Source organism: Enterococcus sp. DIV1283b, from assembly GCF_051710965.1.
Taxonomy (GTDB): domain Bacteria; phylum Bacillota; class Bacilli; order Lactobacillales; family Enterococcaceae; genus Enterococcus_B; species Enterococcus_B lactis.
The window spans coordinates 1,169,135-1,185,141 of the sequence record NZ_JBIOLR010000001.1 but is presented as its reverse complement, the minus strand read 5'-3'; the positions used below and the strand labels follow the sequence as shown (position 1 = coordinate 1,185,141).

Annotated in this window: 17 protein-coding genes, 1 tRNA gene and 1 pseudogene; 4 read left to right on the top strand and 15 right to left on the bottom strand. The window is 37.5% G+C overall.

Annotation, left to right across the window (positions count from 1 at the left end):
- Positions 1 to 85: 85 nt before the first annotated feature.
- Positions 86 to 253: a DUF3042 family protein gene (locus tag IGJ53_RS05885; protein ID WP_002288457.1), complete on the top strand. Its 168-nt coding sequence runs from the start codon at positions 86 to 88 to the stop codon at positions 251 to 253.
- Positions 254 to 315: 62 nt separating this feature from the next.
- On the opposite strand, the gene IGJ53_RS05880 is transcribed toward IGJ53_RS05885, so the two are convergent.
- From IGJ53_RS05880 to IGJ53_RS05835, 10 genes are all read right to left on the bottom strand, one after another.
- Positions 316 to 2,127 carry an FAD/NAD(P)-binding protein gene (locus IGJ53_RS05880; RefSeq protein WP_010732398.1) on the bottom strand — a complete coding sequence of 604 codons (1,812 nt, stop codon included), beginning with the start codon at positions 2,125 to 2,127 and terminating at the stop codon, positions 316 to 318.
- Positions 2,124 to 2,489: a DUF488 domain-containing protein gene (locus IGJ53_RS05875; RefSeq protein ID WP_002400379.1), complete on the bottom strand. Its 366-nt coding sequence runs from the start codon at positions 2,487 to 2,489 to the stop codon at positions 2,124 to 2,126. Before IGJ53_RS05875 ends, IGJ53_RS05880 begins: the two co-directional genes overlap by 4 nt.
- A gap of 157 nt (positions 2,490 to 2,646) precedes the next feature.
- Positions 2,647 to 3,042: a rhodanese-like domain-containing protein gene (locus IGJ53_RS05870; protein WP_002400381.1), complete on the bottom strand. Its 396-nt coding sequence runs from the start codon at positions 3,040 to 3,042 to the stop codon at positions 2,647 to 2,649.
- Positions 3,043 to 3,059: 17 nt separating this feature from the next.
- Complete coding sequence (locus tag IGJ53_RS05865) at positions 3,060 to 4,022, bottom strand: ROK family glucokinase (RefSeq protein WP_010732397.1); 963 nt, start codon at positions 4,020 to 4,022, stop codon at positions 3,060 to 3,062.
- Positions 4,022 to 4,234, bottom strand: coding sequence for a YqgQ family protein (locus IGJ53_RS05860; RefSeq protein WP_002293902.1), 213 nt, complete (start codon positions 4,232 to 4,234; stop codon positions 4,022 to 4,024). The genes IGJ53_RS05865 and IGJ53_RS05860 overlap by 1 nt, the downstream gene beginning before the upstream one ends.
- Positions 4,235 to 4,254: 20 nt before the next feature.
- Positions 4,255 to 4,953, bottom strand: coding sequence for a rhomboid family intramembrane serine protease (locus IGJ53_RS05855; protein WP_002308868.1), 699 nt, complete (start codon positions 4,951 to 4,953; stop codon positions 4,255 to 4,257).
- A gap of 19 nt (positions 4,954 to 4,972) precedes the next feature.
- Entirely contained in the window at positions 4,973 to 5,515 is a 543-nt protein-coding gene (locus IGJ53_RS05850; protein WP_010732396.1) for a 5-formyltetrahydrofolate cyclo-ligase, read from the bottom strand.
- Between the two features lie 133 nt (positions 5,516 to 5,648).
- Positions 5,649 to 6,653, bottom strand: coding sequence for a FecCD family ABC transporter permease (locus IGJ53_RS05845; protein WP_010732395.1), 1,005 nt, complete (start codon positions 6,651 to 6,653; stop codon positions 5,649 to 5,651).
- On the bottom strand, positions 6,650 to 7,639 hold the full coding sequence (locus IGJ53_RS05840) for a FecCD family ABC transporter permease (protein ID WP_010732394.1): 990 nt from the start codon (positions 7,637 to 7,639) through the stop codon (positions 6,650 to 6,652). Before IGJ53_RS05840 ends, IGJ53_RS05845 begins: the two co-directional genes overlap by 4 nt.
- A complete protein-coding gene (locus tag IGJ53_RS05835) occupies positions 7,636 to 8,442 on the bottom strand; it encodes an ABC transporter ATP-binding protein (protein ID WP_010732393.1) in 807 nt (268 codons plus the stop codon). The genes IGJ53_RS05840 and IGJ53_RS05835 overlap by 4 nt, the downstream gene beginning before the upstream one ends.
- A 165-nt stretch (positions 8,443 to 8,607) precedes the next feature.
- Between IGJ53_RS05835 and IGJ53_RS05830 the strand changes: the two genes are divergently transcribed.
- Complete coding sequence (locus tag IGJ53_RS05830; RefSeq protein WP_010732392.1) at positions 8,608 to 9,564, top strand: ABC transporter substrate-binding protein; 957 nt, start codon at positions 8,608 to 8,610, stop codon at positions 9,562 to 9,564.
- A gap of 73 nt (positions 9,565 to 9,637) precedes the next feature.
- Here the strand turns inward: IGJ53_RS05830 and IGJ53_RS05825 are convergent, their stop codons facing one another.
- Positions 9,638 to 10,156 carry a dihydrofolate reductase gene (locus IGJ53_RS05825; RefSeq protein ID WP_010732391.1) on the bottom strand — a complete coding sequence of 173 codons (519 nt, stop codon included), beginning with the start codon at positions 10,154 to 10,156 and terminating at the stop codon, positions 9,638 to 9,640.
- An 87-nt stretch (positions 10,157 to 10,243) separates the two neighbouring features.
- A complete protein-coding gene (gene rpmG / locus IGJ53_RS05820) occupies positions 10,244 to 10,408 on the bottom strand; it encodes a 50S ribosomal protein L33 (protein WP_002320810.1) in 165 nt (54 codons plus the stop codon).
- A gap of 212 nt (positions 10,409 to 10,620) precedes the next feature.
- Here rpmG and IGJ53_RS05815 point away from each other — a divergent pair, with 212 nt between their 5' ends.
- Entirely contained in the window at positions 10,621 to 11,067 is a 447-nt protein-coding gene (locus IGJ53_RS05815; RefSeq protein ID WP_002338848.1) for a DUF2188 domain-containing protein, read from the top strand.
- 80 nt (positions 11,068 to 11,147) lie between these two features.
- Here the strand turns inward: IGJ53_RS05815 and asnB are convergent, their stop codons facing one another.
- The 3 genes and pseudogenes from asnB to IGJ53_RS05800 all read right to left on the bottom strand — a co-directional run bounded on the left by asnB (position 11,148) and on the right by IGJ53_RS05800 (position 13,980).
- On the bottom strand, positions 11,148 to 13,043 hold the full coding sequence (gene asnB / locus IGJ53_RS05810) for an asparagine synthase (glutamine-hydrolyzing) (protein WP_002335776.1): 1,896 nt from the start codon (positions 13,041 to 13,043) through the stop codon (positions 11,148 to 11,150).
- 343 nt (positions 13,044 to 13,386) lie between these two features.
- Positions 13,387 to 13,500 (bottom strand): annotated as a pseudogene (locus IGJ53_RS05805) (linear amide C-N hydrolase); the annotation flags it as partial.
- A 406-nt stretch (positions 13,501 to 13,906) separates the two neighbouring features.
- Positions 13,907 to 13,980: transfer RNA gene (locus IGJ53_RS05800), tRNA-Ile, on the bottom strand.
- 282 nt (positions 13,981 to 14,262) lie between these two features.
- Here IGJ53_RS05800 and IGJ53_RS05795 point away from each other — a divergent pair.
- Positions 14,263 to 15,993 (top strand): hypothetical protein, encoded by a 1,731-nt coding sequence (locus IGJ53_RS05795; protein WP_438749819.1) that lies wholly within the window; start codon positions 14,263 to 14,265, stop codon positions 15,991 to 15,993.
- Positions 15,994 to 16,007 lie beyond the last annotated feature (14 nt).

The following is a 16,007-nucleotide window of genomic DNA, read 5'->3' as shown; positions in this document are numbered from 1 at the left end:
AAGGTTTACAAACAAACGTAAAACTAGCCTTTTTTTCTCTTTTGTTCCATAATAGATATAACAAATAATAAATGAGGTGGATTCAATGAAAAAATTTGTATCTGGAATATTAGTAGGTAGCTTGGCAACAGCCGCTGCCGTTGCTGGTTTGGTCGCTTCTGTGAAAAAAACAGTGATCGATCCGATTGACGAAAAAGAAGCAATGATCGAAGAAAATCGTAAAAAAGCAATGCGCAAACGCGTTTCTCGTTAATAATTATTTAAAAAATACGCATGAAGACTTGTGGAATAACAGATAAGTCATCATGCGTATTTTTATTTGTCAGTCAATATAAGTTGTGCTATTTTATCTGCTTGTCTCAAATTCCATGGATCTGTATAAGGTCTAGCTGCTGCTGCAGTTAACCAATCCACACCTTCAACTGGTATTCCATAGCAATAAAATCCAGACTGGATTTTCCCGGAAGCATCAATCACGCGATTCGTACCTCGCTCAACATCTATAGCTTCTGAATGATAACTTCCTGTATTATCTGAAAACGAAAAAGGGCGAACAAGTTTATTTTCCTTCAAATTTTTTATGACAGGATTACTTGAACGAGAAAAGCTTGTTTGTGGCAAACGAGCTTCGATCAAATAGCGACTGCTGATTTCTTTATCTTGTAGAGAAATAACATAGCTGTTTTGCTTTTGCTGAATATCAAGTGGCGGTTCGATTAAATGAAAAACACCCGCATCTATCAGTGCTGCTAACTCTTTCGTCCGAATAACTGGCGGACCAATCGTTAAAAAGCTGTTTAGATGAGTAAACCATCCCCACAGTATTTCTTTGTATTCCTTAGCCGAAAAAACGTGCCATTCAATAGCCTGCCGGATTGGATCACGCCAGTCTTTCAATGCATCAAATGTCGAAGTCAATGCCCCTGTGCAATTGCCTTTTTCCGCTTCTTTTATCTGCCCTTCAATAAATGCTCGGCTAGCTTCTGGAAAGGACTCATCCTGATAGGTAAGAGGAGTTTCCAGACACGACCAAGACCATTTGTAAGGAAGTAATGGTGGATACTTTCCAAGACACTCTTCTGAAGAGAGGGAAAGAAAATCATGCTCAAAAGCTTTCCTTGAAATCGGCAAGTGATGTTCTTCGATGATTTTCTTGTAATAAAACAACTCAGCGTCTTTTTTCAGATAGTCAAAAAATGTTTCGCCAGTCAAAAGTCCCGATCGATGCCATTGCTCAAGGTTCTCTTTTGTAAGTAGCCGCGGCCATGCCATTGCTCCGCCTTGCTTTTGATTTCTCCCCCGAGGATAATAAGGAAGACCTCTTCTTGACCCGCTGTATACAATCGGTTCCTTGCCAGATGGATGATAGACTAGTTTTCCCTTTTTGTTTTCGAAGCGTCCACCTCTTGATACCGTAAACAATCCGACATAATCAAAAAAGCTTAAACCAAGCCCTCTTAAAAAGACATTTTCTTTTGGCGGTATCTTTGAAAGATCGACATCTGCCGGATTAGAAGGAAGCTGATACAGTAAATCATTTTTCTTTGCATAGTCTACCCAGGCTCTTTCCTCTTCTGTCTGATCATTTTCCCAATGACCGCTCGCTAAAATGAGCTGATCGACAGGATAGCTTTGCTGATCTGTCTGTAAAAGGAAACCGTCTTTTTCTTTGCTGACCTTTTTCACTAAAGAATAGACAAGCTGAGTAGAAGCTGGAAATTCTTCTTGCAACTTTGAGAAAAACCAGCGTTGATAAAGTCCGTATAGGCAACGAGTAGATTGATGATCTTTTTCCAGACGGTTAATTTCTTCTATAAATAGTTGCTTATTTTTGGTTACCGTCTGTTCGATATAATCTGTAGCAGGTCCTTTACTCCATTGAAACAAATTAGGTCCCGGCATTACCGTTCCCCCACTGGACAACGTTTCGTCTGTAAAAAGCGTCACTTGTTGAGAAACAGAGTTCATTAATAATTCTGGTGGCTGATTCAACCGCCAAACTCGACCGCCTGGACCTTCTGGATCAAAAAGAATAAGTTCAAGAGAATGTCTGCCCTGATTATTATGGAGAATCCTTTCTGCTACACTTAATCCTCTAGGTCCGGCACCAATGATCCCTATTTTCATTTGTACACCTCCTTTTCGATAAATTCTTTTAACACAACGGCATGGTTCTGGTGCTCGTTTTTTGCACCATAAACGAAAGTAATGACTGGATGTTCTTTCATAAGTTGGGTGAGTTCGGAAACAGCTCGTGTCTTTTCTTCTTCAAAAGATAATTCTTGCTGATATTTCTTTGCAAATGAAGCAAAACGTTCTGGTACATGATCAAATGCTTTGCGTGCTTCATTACTAGGCGCAATTTCTTTCAACCATAGATCCAAGTGTGCTTTTTCTTTTGAAATTCCTCGTGGCCAGAGCCTATCCACGAGTATCCGAAAGCCATCCTCTTCTTCAGCATCAAGATAAACACGCTTTAATTTGATCATAGTTGTTTCCTTCTTTCTGCCTTTTTGCTTTTATATGTAGATAATAGCACAAAATAAAAAATGAACGACACAACTATCCCTCGCGTCGTTCATTTTTTCTTAGTCAATACCTGATTATTGATCTAGCTTTTCCAAAGCTGTCATAAAAACATCTGCTTTATACTTTTTTGCTTTTGATTTTTCCAGACCAGCCGTCATAACCACCCTTAAGCAAATAAATCTCTTTATAACCTGCTTTACGTAATTTATTTGCCGTACGGATACTCAAGCTTTTCTTTTGATCGTAGATATAGACAGGTTGGTCTTTTCGAATCGATCCTAGTGAATCTTTCAAAACAGTGTAAGGGATGTTTCTTGCACCTAAGATATGCCCTGCATCAAACACATCTTTTTCGCGAACATCGATTACTTGTGCTTTCCTCATTCCTTCTCGAAACTCTTCTTCTGTCAAAGTCGTTGCTGAACGCTTGGCCATTACTCGTAGATAGACTTCCCAAAAGATGATTGCAAACACAATCAATAGCAAAATGATATTAATTACCCATAAAACCATGTGATGCCTCCGTCTTTTTAAGCAAATTTCAAGGCTAATGAGGCAGCGCCAATGACACCAGCTTCATTTCCAAGCTCTGCTAATTTGATTTTTGTTGATTCTCTTACTTGTGGGAAAGTGAATTCTTTAAAATATTTCTCTACACGGCTGCGTAAAAATTCTCCTGCTGCCGATACTCCGCCGCCTAACACAATACTTGACGGATTCAATGTATTCCCCAAGTTTCCGCAAGCTAAACCTAAGTAGAAGCATACGCGATCAACAACCATCAATGCAAACGGATCGTCTTCTTGAGCCATTTCAAAGATATCTTTACTTGTTACTTCTTCACCGTTATCTAACATTGCTTTCAGTTTTGAATCTCCTGCGTATTCTTCTGCCAAGTAACGACCTAGACGTACCACACCAGTAGCGCTAGATACAGTTTCTAAACATCCGCGTTTACCGCAAGTACATTCGAACCCTTCAGGATCCACAGTGATATGGCCGATTTCTCCGCCTGCTCCGCTCACGCCATGGATCAAATTCCCGCCAGCAACGATACCACCGCCAACACCTGTTCCTAGAGTAACGAATACAACGTCTGGATCGTTTTCTCCAGCACCTTTCCATCGTTCACCTAAAGCAGCCACATTCGCATCATTATCGATAGCGAATTTGATTCCTGTCCCTGCTTCAATCAATTTTTTCACAAATTGTACTTCTGTCCAGTTCAAGTTGTATGCACCAATAACTGTTCCAGCGTCACTGTCCACGCTTCCTGGAGTACCCATACCGATTCCAATAAAGTCTTCGGCTTTCATATTATATAAATTCAATCGATGGTTGATTGATTCGATGATTTCAGGAACGATATGTTTGCCATCATCCAAAATGTTGGTATCGATGCTCCATTTTTGTTGAATCTCTCCTTCTGGTGTTAAAATTGCAAATTTTGCTGTTGTTCCACCTAAATCAATCCCAATAATTTTCTTGTCCATTACAAATTTCCTTTCTTTCGGCTTTCTTCAATTCGGTGCTCTCTTTTTAATATGCGCCACGCTGTCATGTATGTATCATGATCGATCAAACGGCTATCATATAGATTCCGCAATTCAATAGTCATCAATTCAATATCATAGATGCGTGCACCCACATAGATAAAGATGCCAAATTTTTTGAACAGCTGCTGTACATCATATAAGCTCTCCATCTTTAAGCACTTCCTTCATATTATACAAGTAAACCATATTTTTTTAAACCCAGTAAAATACATATTACAAAAAGAAATACAAAAACTAGTGTAGAAAGAATCTTCTGGTGTATCGAATAGCTTGTCTGCTGTTTCGGTAGCCCTAAAATATTCCCTAATACTAATCCGCCCACCAGTCCGCCGACATGTCCCCAAACATCTACAGAGGTGTCAAGAAGACCAAAAACAAATGTCATCGCAATAAATAAAAGAAAATGTCTGACTAGTTGTTGGATCGCCGTATTATATTTAAAATGAAATCCTAAAATAAACAACGCACCAAACAATCCGAATATCGAAGTGCTTGCACCACCAGACAAAACATTCGCTTCGTTGAAAGCAAAACTTGCTGTATTTCCCATTATCCCGCTGAACATATAGATCAGGAAAAACCGCCAGTGACCGTATATTGCCTCGATTTGTTGCCCCATAAAATACAATATCAGTGAGTTCATGACGAAATGCATCACTCCAAAATGGATGAAGATTGGTGTCACTAAGCGCCACCATTCATTGAAGTGAACAAGATAAGGACCATACATTCCAGTATAATAAGGAATTTCAAGACGCGGAAACAACTCCATTATAATGAAGACTATTGTCTGTATCCCCAAAAAAACATAGGTCCATAACGGTCGCCTCAACCATGCACGCATTTTTATTTGCTGTTGATAATTCATGAAAACCTCCCATTTCATTTTAGTCAATAAATAATTGTTGGATCTTCTGATCAAAACTCTCCGGTTGCCATTGTTCATTCAATTGTTCTCGAAAAACGAGGCTGCATGTTTTTCGATGGAAATTTTTTAAATACCGGTCGTAATAACCACCGCCAAAACCAATTCGATAACCGGCTCTATTGTAGATAATCCCTGGTACAATGAGGAGGTTGATCATTTCCGGCAAATAAAGCTTCTCTGATTGTGGCTCAAGAACGCCAAAACTCGAACGTTCAAAAACGGTGTGTTCATCCATTTCATAAAACGCCATCTGACGTTTTGGTAAAGTTTTAGGAACAACTATCTTCTTTTGTTCTTTTTTCGCCCGTTGGATAATCGGCTGTGTATCCAGCTCAAATTCATTTGATAAAGTCGTCCCTATCACTTGTGCCGACTTCCAGTACTCGCTTGCGAATAGCTGTTCACAGATTCGCTGTTCTTTGTCCTTTTTCTTGCCGCTTTTGGCCAGATTTTTCAGCTTTTCGATTCCTTGCCGGCGTAATTTTTCTTTTATTTGCTCCAAAAAATCACCCTTCCTTCTCTCATAAAATGGTATAGGAAAAAAAGAAAAATAGCAATCGAACTTTCAAATAAATGTATAAATAAAAGAAAAAGAAGACCTAACAATGATTGGCCTTCTTGCCTTTTAATGAACTTCAACTGCTCAGCACGTGTTTTTGTCTGATAAACAATACATACAGAAAATATGGCGCACCAAAAAAGGCAATCAAAATTCCTGTCGGTATCTCCCCACTTGGCAGAATCACTCGTGCAACAATATCTGCGCTAAGTACAAAAACGGAACCAAACAAACTGCTTAGAATAAAGGTCCAGTGATTTTCTTTACGTACGACTAGCTTCGCAGCATGAGGAGCTAGTAGTCCTACAAAGGATAAACTCCCTGTCACCGCTACGCTACCGCTTGCTAAAGCAACAGCTAACAACAAAAGGATTTTTTGACTTTTAGCCACATTTAGCCCTAATCCTTGCGCGCGTTCTTGACCAAATGATAGCAAGCCAATCCGCTGCGCATAAAATCCTCCTAGCGGAATCAAGATAATCGCCCATGGAAGAAGCGCCCAAACATAGGACCAGCTCGCACCCCAAATCGATCCCGCCAACCATGCATTGACAAATCCATAATTTTCCTTTGACAATTGGATGGTGCACAACAACGTTAATGCAGAAAGACCAGCATTCACGGCAATACCAGACAATAAGATACGATTCATCCCTAAAAATCCATTTCGATCATAGGCTGCAAGATACACACAGCAAGCAGCGAGAATACCACCTATAAAGGCTACGACTAGCAACAGAAACGGCAGAGAATATTGTGAAAAGAAACCTAAATAAAGCATCACTAGAAATCCAGCTCCCGCATTAATCCCCAATATGCTAGAATCTGCCAATTCATTTCTCGTCACTCCTTGCAAGATATAGCCAGAAATGCCAAGACAAGCACCTGCTAATAAACTGATCAGTAATCGAGGAACTCGAAACTCTCCAACAATCAGCGCCAAAGAAGAGGAGCCTTTCCCTATGAACGTGTCAAAAAGCTGATCAAGATAAACAAAAGGCGTGCCAATCATCAAACTACCTACAGACAAGACGATAAGTAGAAAAAGCAAGAAATACAACGTCCAATATATTCTTTTCACCGTTGTTCCCTCCTTACTTGTATCAGTAAAAACGGAACGCCAATCAATGCGATGACTAATCCAAAAGGTGTTTCAAAAGGTGGATTGATCATCCTTGCTGCAAAATCCGCCAACATGACCAGTCCGCCTCCAACTAAAAAAGAGACAGGTAGGACATAACGATAGTCTGTCCCAACCATTCCGCGAACAATCGGCGGAACCAACAGCCCAATAAATGAAACAGGTCCGACTAACGAAACGGCAATGGCTGCTAACACTGCAACTAGACAGAAAACAATCAACCGTGTTCGTTTAGGATGACCTCCAAGAGCTAATGCATGGGTTTCACTCAAACTAATCAAGGATATCGCTTTTCCTAATGAAAAAGAAACCAAGACAGCAAGTACATATACAGGGAACAACACTGTTAACTGTTTCCATGTGATATTGGCAGCTCCACCTACAAACCAAAAAGCAAGATCCTGCTGTAGATTAAAAAATTGGGTAAGTGCTTGACTGATTGCAGTAAAAAAAGAACTAATAGCTACGCCAGCTAAAATCAGCTGTAAAGGATTCATGCCCATTTTCGAAAACTGCAAAAAGCCAAATACGAGCAAAGTCACAGCAAAAGATCCTGTCAATGACACCAGAAACACAGAAAAGCCAGAAGCTTTGGGCCAAAAAGCAAAACTAAGAGCCATTGCCAATGAAGCACCAGCGTTGATTCCTAGTAAACCTGAATCTGCTAACGGATTTCTTGTCACTCCTTGCATCAATGCACCGCTCAATGCAAAACAACTCCCTACGAGAAATGCCCCTGCGACCCGAGGCAAGCGAATGTTTCTTATGATTTGATGACTTTGTTTTGATCCATCAAAATCAACCAACGCCTGCCAAAAGGCTATTTTCCCCACACTCGCTGCGCCATTTGAAAGAGCAATAAAAAAAATGATCAAAAGAACAAAACAGATCAAAAGCAAGAGTTTGTTTTTTTTCCTAGCCTTCATAGTTGATCCTCCTGCTCTTTTGGCAACAGATCATACGTTAGAAAAACTGGTTTATTCGTTTTTGGTAGTGTGACAATCGTTGCATCAATCTCAAATATTTTTTTCATACACTCTTTTGTGATCACTTCTTCAGGTGTACCTTCCGTAATCAATTCACCGTTTTTCATTCCTAGTAAATAATCGGAAAAACGTGAAGCAAGATTAATGTCATGGATCGACATCAAGATCGTTGTTTGTTTTATTTGATTGATTTGAGTCAATAACTGTAGGATCTCTAATTGGTGTGACGGATCTAAAAACGTCGTCGGCTCGTCCAAGATCAAGATATCTGTTTCCTGAGCAAGTGCCATAGCGATCCAGACACGCTGAGTTTGTCCACCAGACAACGTTGCGATATCTCGCGTGCGATATCCAGACAAACCTGTTGCATCCAAAGCCCACTCGATTGCTTCATGATCTTGTGCATCCATACCGCTAAACAGTTTTTGATAGGGATATCGTCCGTAAGATACTACTTCTTCTACTGTCATACCTATAGGATGTTCACTAGTTTGTGCTAATAAAGCAATTTTTTTTGCAAGTTCTTTTGAACTGTATGTAGATATATCAGAATCATTGACAATGATCTTTCCTGATTTCACAGGTAGTATACGGGTAAAGCTTTTCAATAAAGTAGATTTTCCACTTCCGTTTGGCCCAATCAAGCTCGTGATTTTCCCTTCAGGAATCGTAACAGACATGTTTTCAATAATTTTTTTATTTTCGTAGCCGGCTGCAATATCAGCTGCCCTTAGTCTCGTCATTTCACCCATCCTTTCGCTGAAAATCATTCTCAATTATGACGCTGTTTCACTATTTCGTCAAGCGCTACTTTCATATCTATAGCTAAATGAAGCGGTTGACAGCATTCGAAATATCAGGAATAATAACCAATGAGAAAGATTCTCAATTATGTCAGGAGGAAAGAAATGAACTTAAAAACAAAAGTATTCACATTATCTAGCATGTTGCTGTTGGCTGGGGTATTGAGCGCTTGCTCTCCCTCTTCAGATAAAGAAGCAGCTACACCTGCCAATTCAACGACCTCATCTACCAGCACGCATACAGTCACAGATACGCTTGGACATAAAGTCGACATTCCAAACGCACCTAAACGGATCATCGGTAGTTACTTAGAAGACTATCTGATTTCCCTAGGAGAAAAACCTATCGCCCAATGGACAGTGGGCAGTGGTTCTATCCAAGATTATCTGCAAGATGATTTGAAAGATGTTCCAACTATTTCTTATGATCTTCCTTACGAGAAAGTATTAAGCTTCGAACCTGACTTGCTGTTGATTTCTTCTTCCGCTACTGTCGAAGGTGGGAAATACGAGCAATATAGTAAAATCGCGCCAACTTATGTCGTAAAAAACGGAACAGACGTCACATGGGAAGAACAACTAAAAGATGTCGGCAAGGCTTTAGCAAAAGAAAAAGAAGCGGAAAAAGTCATTTCCGATTATCAAAAATCCGTCAAGAGCACTCGCGAAGAATTAGCAGATAAAATTGAGAACAAGACAGCTGCAGTGTTATGGGTGACCAACAACTCCGCCTTCATGGTTAGCAAAAATCGGTCAAGCGGTAGAATCGTATATGACGATCTAAAATTTGGTGTGCCTGATTTAGTAGAAGAAGTGTCCAAAGAAGCCACTTCTGACTGGTCTGCTGTTTCTTCGGAAAAACTAGCTGAATTAGATGCTGATTACATCATTCTTGTGAACAGTGATAAAGATGCTGCTATGTTCAATGAACCAAGTTGGAAGAATCTCAAAGCAGTGAAGGACGATCACGTACTGCAATTCGGACCTGAATCTAGCTGGCTATATAACGGACCTATTGCCAGTCAGGAAATGGTCAATGATATCAAAGAAAAGTTAAACTGATTTTAACTAAAAAAAGCATCTTCACGTTCATTCGCGAGATGCTTTTTTATTATTAAAAACTGAATACCGGATATTATTCTTCTTTTGAAACAACCCTATTTCTTACTCTTTCCCATTTTTGAAAACGATGGGCATATAAATTTTCCTGATCCGTTATTCCCTCGTGTTCCTCTATAAGAGCGAAGTCTGAAAAATCGATATCCCCAATATACGTATCTCCTTCAAACGTGCTATCAATCAATGTCCGCCAGATTCGACCGGTGTAAGGAAGAAGTTCTTGAAAAATCCGACTGCCACCCGAAACATAGATATCTTCTGAAATTGTTTGACTATACGCCAAAAGTTCATCGATTGAATGCATCACTTCTGCATTTTCTTTCGTGCAAAAGTTCGGTTGCGTTGTCAATACGATGATATGGCGATAAGGAAGTGAGAGATCGCCCATTCCTTCATAGGTCTTTCTTCCCATCACTAAGATCCGATCCATTGTATGTTCACGAAAAAAACGCATGTCATTTGGCAATCGCCACGGTAGCAATCCATTTTTGCCGATCAGACCATTTCTATCTTGTGCCCACATTGAAATAAACATATCATCCGCTCCTTATGATTTTAGATGGTTTGAGATAAAAAAAGTCTCAATTCTTTGACCAGCAAGGAATTGAGAACTTTAAAAACATTATTTTGTTTCACGGTGCAAAGTAACTTTGCGTTCGCGTGGGCAATATTTTTGTTTTTCCAAACGATCAGGATTGTTACGTTTGTTTTTGCTTGTTAGGTAGTTACGTTCTTTACAAGAAGTACACTCTAAAGTGATGTTTACGCGCATGTTTTTCCCTCCCATTTTTACAAGAATCCTCTAAGATGACTCTCAGACTTGATTATCTTACCATGATTTTTTCTAGATTGCTAGTGTTTTTCACGATTTTGTTAAGTAAAACTACTTGACGATAAATACAACGGTTTTACTTCTCAAACAAAATCTTTTTCTTTTTGTATAAATACCCTTACACTTGTTTATATAGATTATGTTTTTTAATAAAGGGGGATACTAATATGCCATGGAACATGAAGGACTTTCCTGCATCAATGAAAAACTTAGATAAATTGACAAGAAAAAAAGCAATCGACATCGCAAATGCATTATTAGATGAAGGGTACCCTGATAGCCGTGCGATCCCAATTGCCATTGATCAAGCAAAAAAATGGTATGAAGATGCTAGTGAATCAGAAAAACGAACCTTCGAAAAAGAAAAAAATCCAAGCAAGACGGATGAACACGATACGAATCCTCGTGCCGGAAAACTTCTTGATTCAGATGTGATCGTAGAATATGAGGAAGAACAATGGATCGTGAAATCTAAAGGGGCAAAAAAGGCAAGCAACCATTTTGATACAAAAAAAGAAGCAATCGAAAAAGGAAAGCAAGTAGCTCAAAACAAACAATCAACTTTGATCATCTATAAAAAAGATGGGACAAAAGAAAAAGAAATCAGTTACTGAGCACTTAAAAAGAAGCATAGAAACAAGGAGATCATCTCACATGCTTCTATGCTTCTTCTCATATTGTTGTTTCTTTTTTATCAAACAGTCACATAGTCGATTGCTTCTGCTTGCGGAATCGTTTCATCGACAAAGTAAACTTTATACCATGTCAAGAAACTGAAGATCGTCCAGATTTTACGTTGTTCTTCTTTACGTCCTTCGTGATGGTCATCTAGCAACTTCATGATTTTTTCTTGATCAAAAAATTCTTTTGCAAAATCTGCTTCGAATAATGCTTTGACTTGTTCGTAACCGTGTTCTTCTTTCAACCAAGCTTTAATTGGCACAGGGAATCCTAATTTCACCCGATTCGACCACTCTTCTGGAAGATGTTTGTTCGCAGCTTGTCTGAAAATATCTTTTGTATTGTTTTGATTCAACAAGAACTTACTTGGTATTTGTTGAGCCAACTTCATGACTTCGATATCCAGTAAAGGTACTCGGACTTCTAGAGAACTTGCCATAGAAAGTTTATCTGCTTTCAACAAAATATCTTTTGGCATCCATTGATGAAGATCGACATATTGCATCTTATTGACTTCATCTTTGATTCCTTCTGTTTTCTCGTAATGAACAGTCATTATTTCATTCACAGATGGCGCTGTTTGATATTTTGGCGTCAACACTTCTGATGCTTCTGATTCTTCGAACACTCGAGCATGCCCGATAAAATATTCTTTTGCAGGCGCAAGTGATTCATATAAATGGATACGTCCATGGAAATTTTTCATTTTTCCGATTTTACGTCCTAAATTATAGCGTGTTCCTTTTGGCAATTTTTTCAATCCTTGAGCAATCACACGGATAAATTTTGAATTCGTGTGGAATCCATACGTTTGGTATCCCGCAAATAGTTCATCTGCCCCTTCTCCTGATTGAACCACCCGTACACTTTGTGAAGCGAGATTTGCTAAGAAGTACAACGGTACGCAAGAAGGATTTGAGTCTGGTTCATCTAAGTGATACTGGATCAATGGGAATGCTTTAAAAGACATGTCTCCGTCAATTACAGCTGCCGTATTGTCTAAGTCCAATAATTCTGTTAGTTTTCTAGCTTCAATCGCTTCATTATAGGTTTTATCATCAAACCCGATTGAGAAAGAATGATCTGGTTTCAATACAGAGGTTACATAACTGGAATCGACCCCGCTGGATAAGAAAGAACCAACTTCTACATCGCTGATTGTATGTGCTTCAATAGAAGCTTGGACAGTTTCGTCGATTTTTTCGATCCATTCTTGTCGAGAATGCGTTTCTTTTGTTTCAAAATCTGCATCCCAATATTGTTGAATGTCCAGTTTTCCGTCTTTATACGTATAATAATGGCCTTCAGGCAAACGATAGACACCTTTGAAGAAGGTTTCACCGTTTAATGGAGAATATTGGAAAGTCATATAAGGTTTCAATGCTTCTTTATTCAATTCCTTATTAAAATCAGGATGAGGCAAAAAACTTTTGATTTCTGAACCAAACATAAATGTTCCGTTCATTTCTGCATAATAGTATGGTTTGATCCCAAAATGGTCTCTCGCACCGAATAACTCATTTTTTTCATTATCCCAAATAGCAAAAGCAAACATTCCGCGGATTTTTTGCAATAATTCTGTTCCCCATTCTTCATAACCATGCAAAAGGACTTCTGTATCTGCATGTGTTTGAAAAACGTGACCAGCTGCAATCAATTCTTCTCTCAAAGGCTGATAATTATAGATTTCGCCATTAAAAATAATAATCTTTGTTCGATCTTCATTGTAAATAGGCTGAGTACCGCCCTCTAAGTCAATAATACTTAATCTTCTGAATCCTAAAGCAACGTGTTTATCGATATATTCACCTGAACTATTAGGTCCACGGTGAACGATTCGATCCATCATTGTATTAATAATTGTTTTTTTGTTGTCCTTGTCGTTAACAAAACCTACAATACCGCACATTTAACTTTCACATCCTAATATAAAATTACTGTTTATTTCATCCATATGCATCTTATCATAGAATAAATAGCGGACGAATATTTTCTCTCTTACAGTTTCGTCACGTGAAAACAAAAGATGAAAGTTTCTGATTTTACAGAAAATAAAGTCCCAATATCTAATTTACCATGTTTTCTTTTTTGAGGCTATCTTATTCTCTTCGTGTTAAAAAAATATTAGTGGATGCTGTTCAAAAAATAGCCTCCAGATAAAAAGACACGACCGAAAGATCGTGTCTTTTTATGACTATATAAGAAAATACGCAGCCAAAGAGAGCTCTTCATTCGCTCATTGACATAGTTGAATTGAAATTATGATTTCTTGGAATGATAGTAACTACTTCATTATAAGAAAACTCATAATCAAAATTCCTTCCAAAACAATGGTCTTTCGTTCCATAAGTGATCGCGATGCACATCTCTTTCCCCCTAAACCAAATCGTTTTTACACTTTTATCTTACATCTGGTATTTTTATATCAAAAGAAAAGTCCAAGGAGATTTATTTCCTAGCATGTATGAAAAATCGTACTCAGAGGGAGTCAAAAAATATTTTGGGCTGAAAATACAACAAAAAAGACACGATCGAAATCGTGTCTAATCGTTGATATATAAGGAAGGTACGGGATTTGAACCCGTGCACCACATTACTGCGGCTCGCCGGATTTCGAGAATAGGGTTTAAGGCTGATTTTAAGTGTTTTTCGCTTATTATCAGCTTTTTATTATCTAAAAAAACAACTTTTAGATACATCCATATACTGCTTGGGGGAGTCAAAAGGGGAGTCATTTTTATATTTTATTCGCAATTTAAATCACTTAGAGTATGTACCCTGTAGGACTCGAACCTACGACCGGACGGTTATGAGCCGTCTGCTCTAACCAACTGAGCTAAGGGTACGGAAAGCCATCACCACTACTGCAAACAAAAAGAATGGACATAGACTAGATAATAATGGGTTTCATTCTTTTGTTGTGATGGCATATTTATTATTACATAATCACTAATAAAAAACTAGATTATACTCGTTATTTACTTTTCTATAAAAAACCATTTTCCATACCTATTAATTTTCCTCTTTCAACTTAAAGATACCTTTGCTATGATTATTAAGGTAAATAAAATCAAAGGTTTTAAAAATGGAAATATTTTCAATAAAGATAAAGGAGTTGTGCACTGACTTTGAATTATTTAAAAAAAAATAAAGTACTGGTTCTCATTGTACTTGTTGCTTTTCTATTGATGTCACCACAAATATATTATCGATCAATTATTGTTGGTCCTGACTGGTGGTTCCATTGGAGTAGATTTTACGAAGCAGCAATGCAAATAAGTAATGGACATTTTAATTACTTCCAATCGATTTATGCTTATAATCAAACTGGAAGAATAATTAATGCTATGTATGGTTCTGATTTTGCCTATTTACATGGGGTACTATTGCTTATTGTAAAAAATTGGTTTAAAGCTGAATTAATTACAAGTTTTCTATGTATAGTAGTATCGGGATTATCAATGTATAGTCTTTCAAGATATTGTAAACTAGATAGAATAATTGCAGTTACAAATGCAATATTTTTAATGGGGACTACAACCATCATTTTTTATATAAGTTCTCAAGGATTTCCTGGTTGGGCTACCGCATTTTTACCTATAGCTTTCATACCAGCTATCAGAATGATATCTAAGGATGAAAAACAGATAAATCCTATTTTTCTTGGAGGATCAGTGGCTTTACTAATTTCTATTCATACGTTTACTACCTTGATGTATGTCATTGCTTTGATCCCGTTCTGGTGTATTGGTTTTTATAAATCAAAAAGTAAATTGTTAATGTTTAGAGATAGTATTTTATCTGTTTTAGTGGCACTTATATTAGCTGGTAATATGTTTATCGGAATCTTAGATGTCAAAACAACTTCATTGATTATGCCGTTTAAAGTATATGATCTCATTGGTACTAGTATGGTTTTATCCGATAAAACCATGGGAAGATATGATTACGGTTTGATATTCTCATTTATATTTCTTTTCCAATTTGCAGTTAATATAATGAATTGGAAAAAAATATCTTTACTTGAAAAAACAATTATGTTCACCGGTGGATTATTTCTCCTAATATCTACTAAATATTTTCCTTGGAACGAATTTTTATCTCACTTTCCGTCATTAGGAGGACTACAGTTTCCACAGAGATTTAGTGCTATTGCTTCTGTTCTGTTAATTTTAAATAGCGGATTAGTAATAAAAAGAATAATAAATCAAATATCAAAAGAGAATGCAAAAATAATTATGGCTGTTTTTCTAGTTCTTTCATTAATTAATGTTTCAAGTGGATATTCAGATATGCTTTCGAAAGCAGCTTCATGGAAAACAGATAAATTAGATCTTGCTGGTGATAGGTTAGAAACACAACCTGAAGTAATTAGAAGTAATTTTTCTAGTTCCGATTTAACAAAAGCTTTTAACACAATTAGAAAATCAACAACTGATTATTTACCTAATAATGGTGCTACAGATGCACCTTATAAAGAATACACTAATCAGATATATGATAATCCTATCAAAGTGAAAAAAAGTATTACAGAAAAAAATGAGTTGCAGTTAACTTGGGAGGTAAACAAATCTGAGAAAGTACTACTTCCTGTATTTGTTTATGAACATAGTACTGTCGAATTAAATGGAAAAAAATTAAACAGTAAAGACTATACCAGTAGTAATATAGGAGCTTTAATTGTAAATGTAAAACCTGGTAAAAATACGGTCATCGTTGGATACAAACCTTCATTTCTATTCAAGTTCCTTCTTGTCTTAAAAATTATTGCTGTTCCACTGACAATAGTTTATTGTTTGTCATATACTTACAGGATGAATAAAAAAGAAAAGAATAAAAAAAACCTCGCTCACCGTTAAAATGGGCGAGGTTT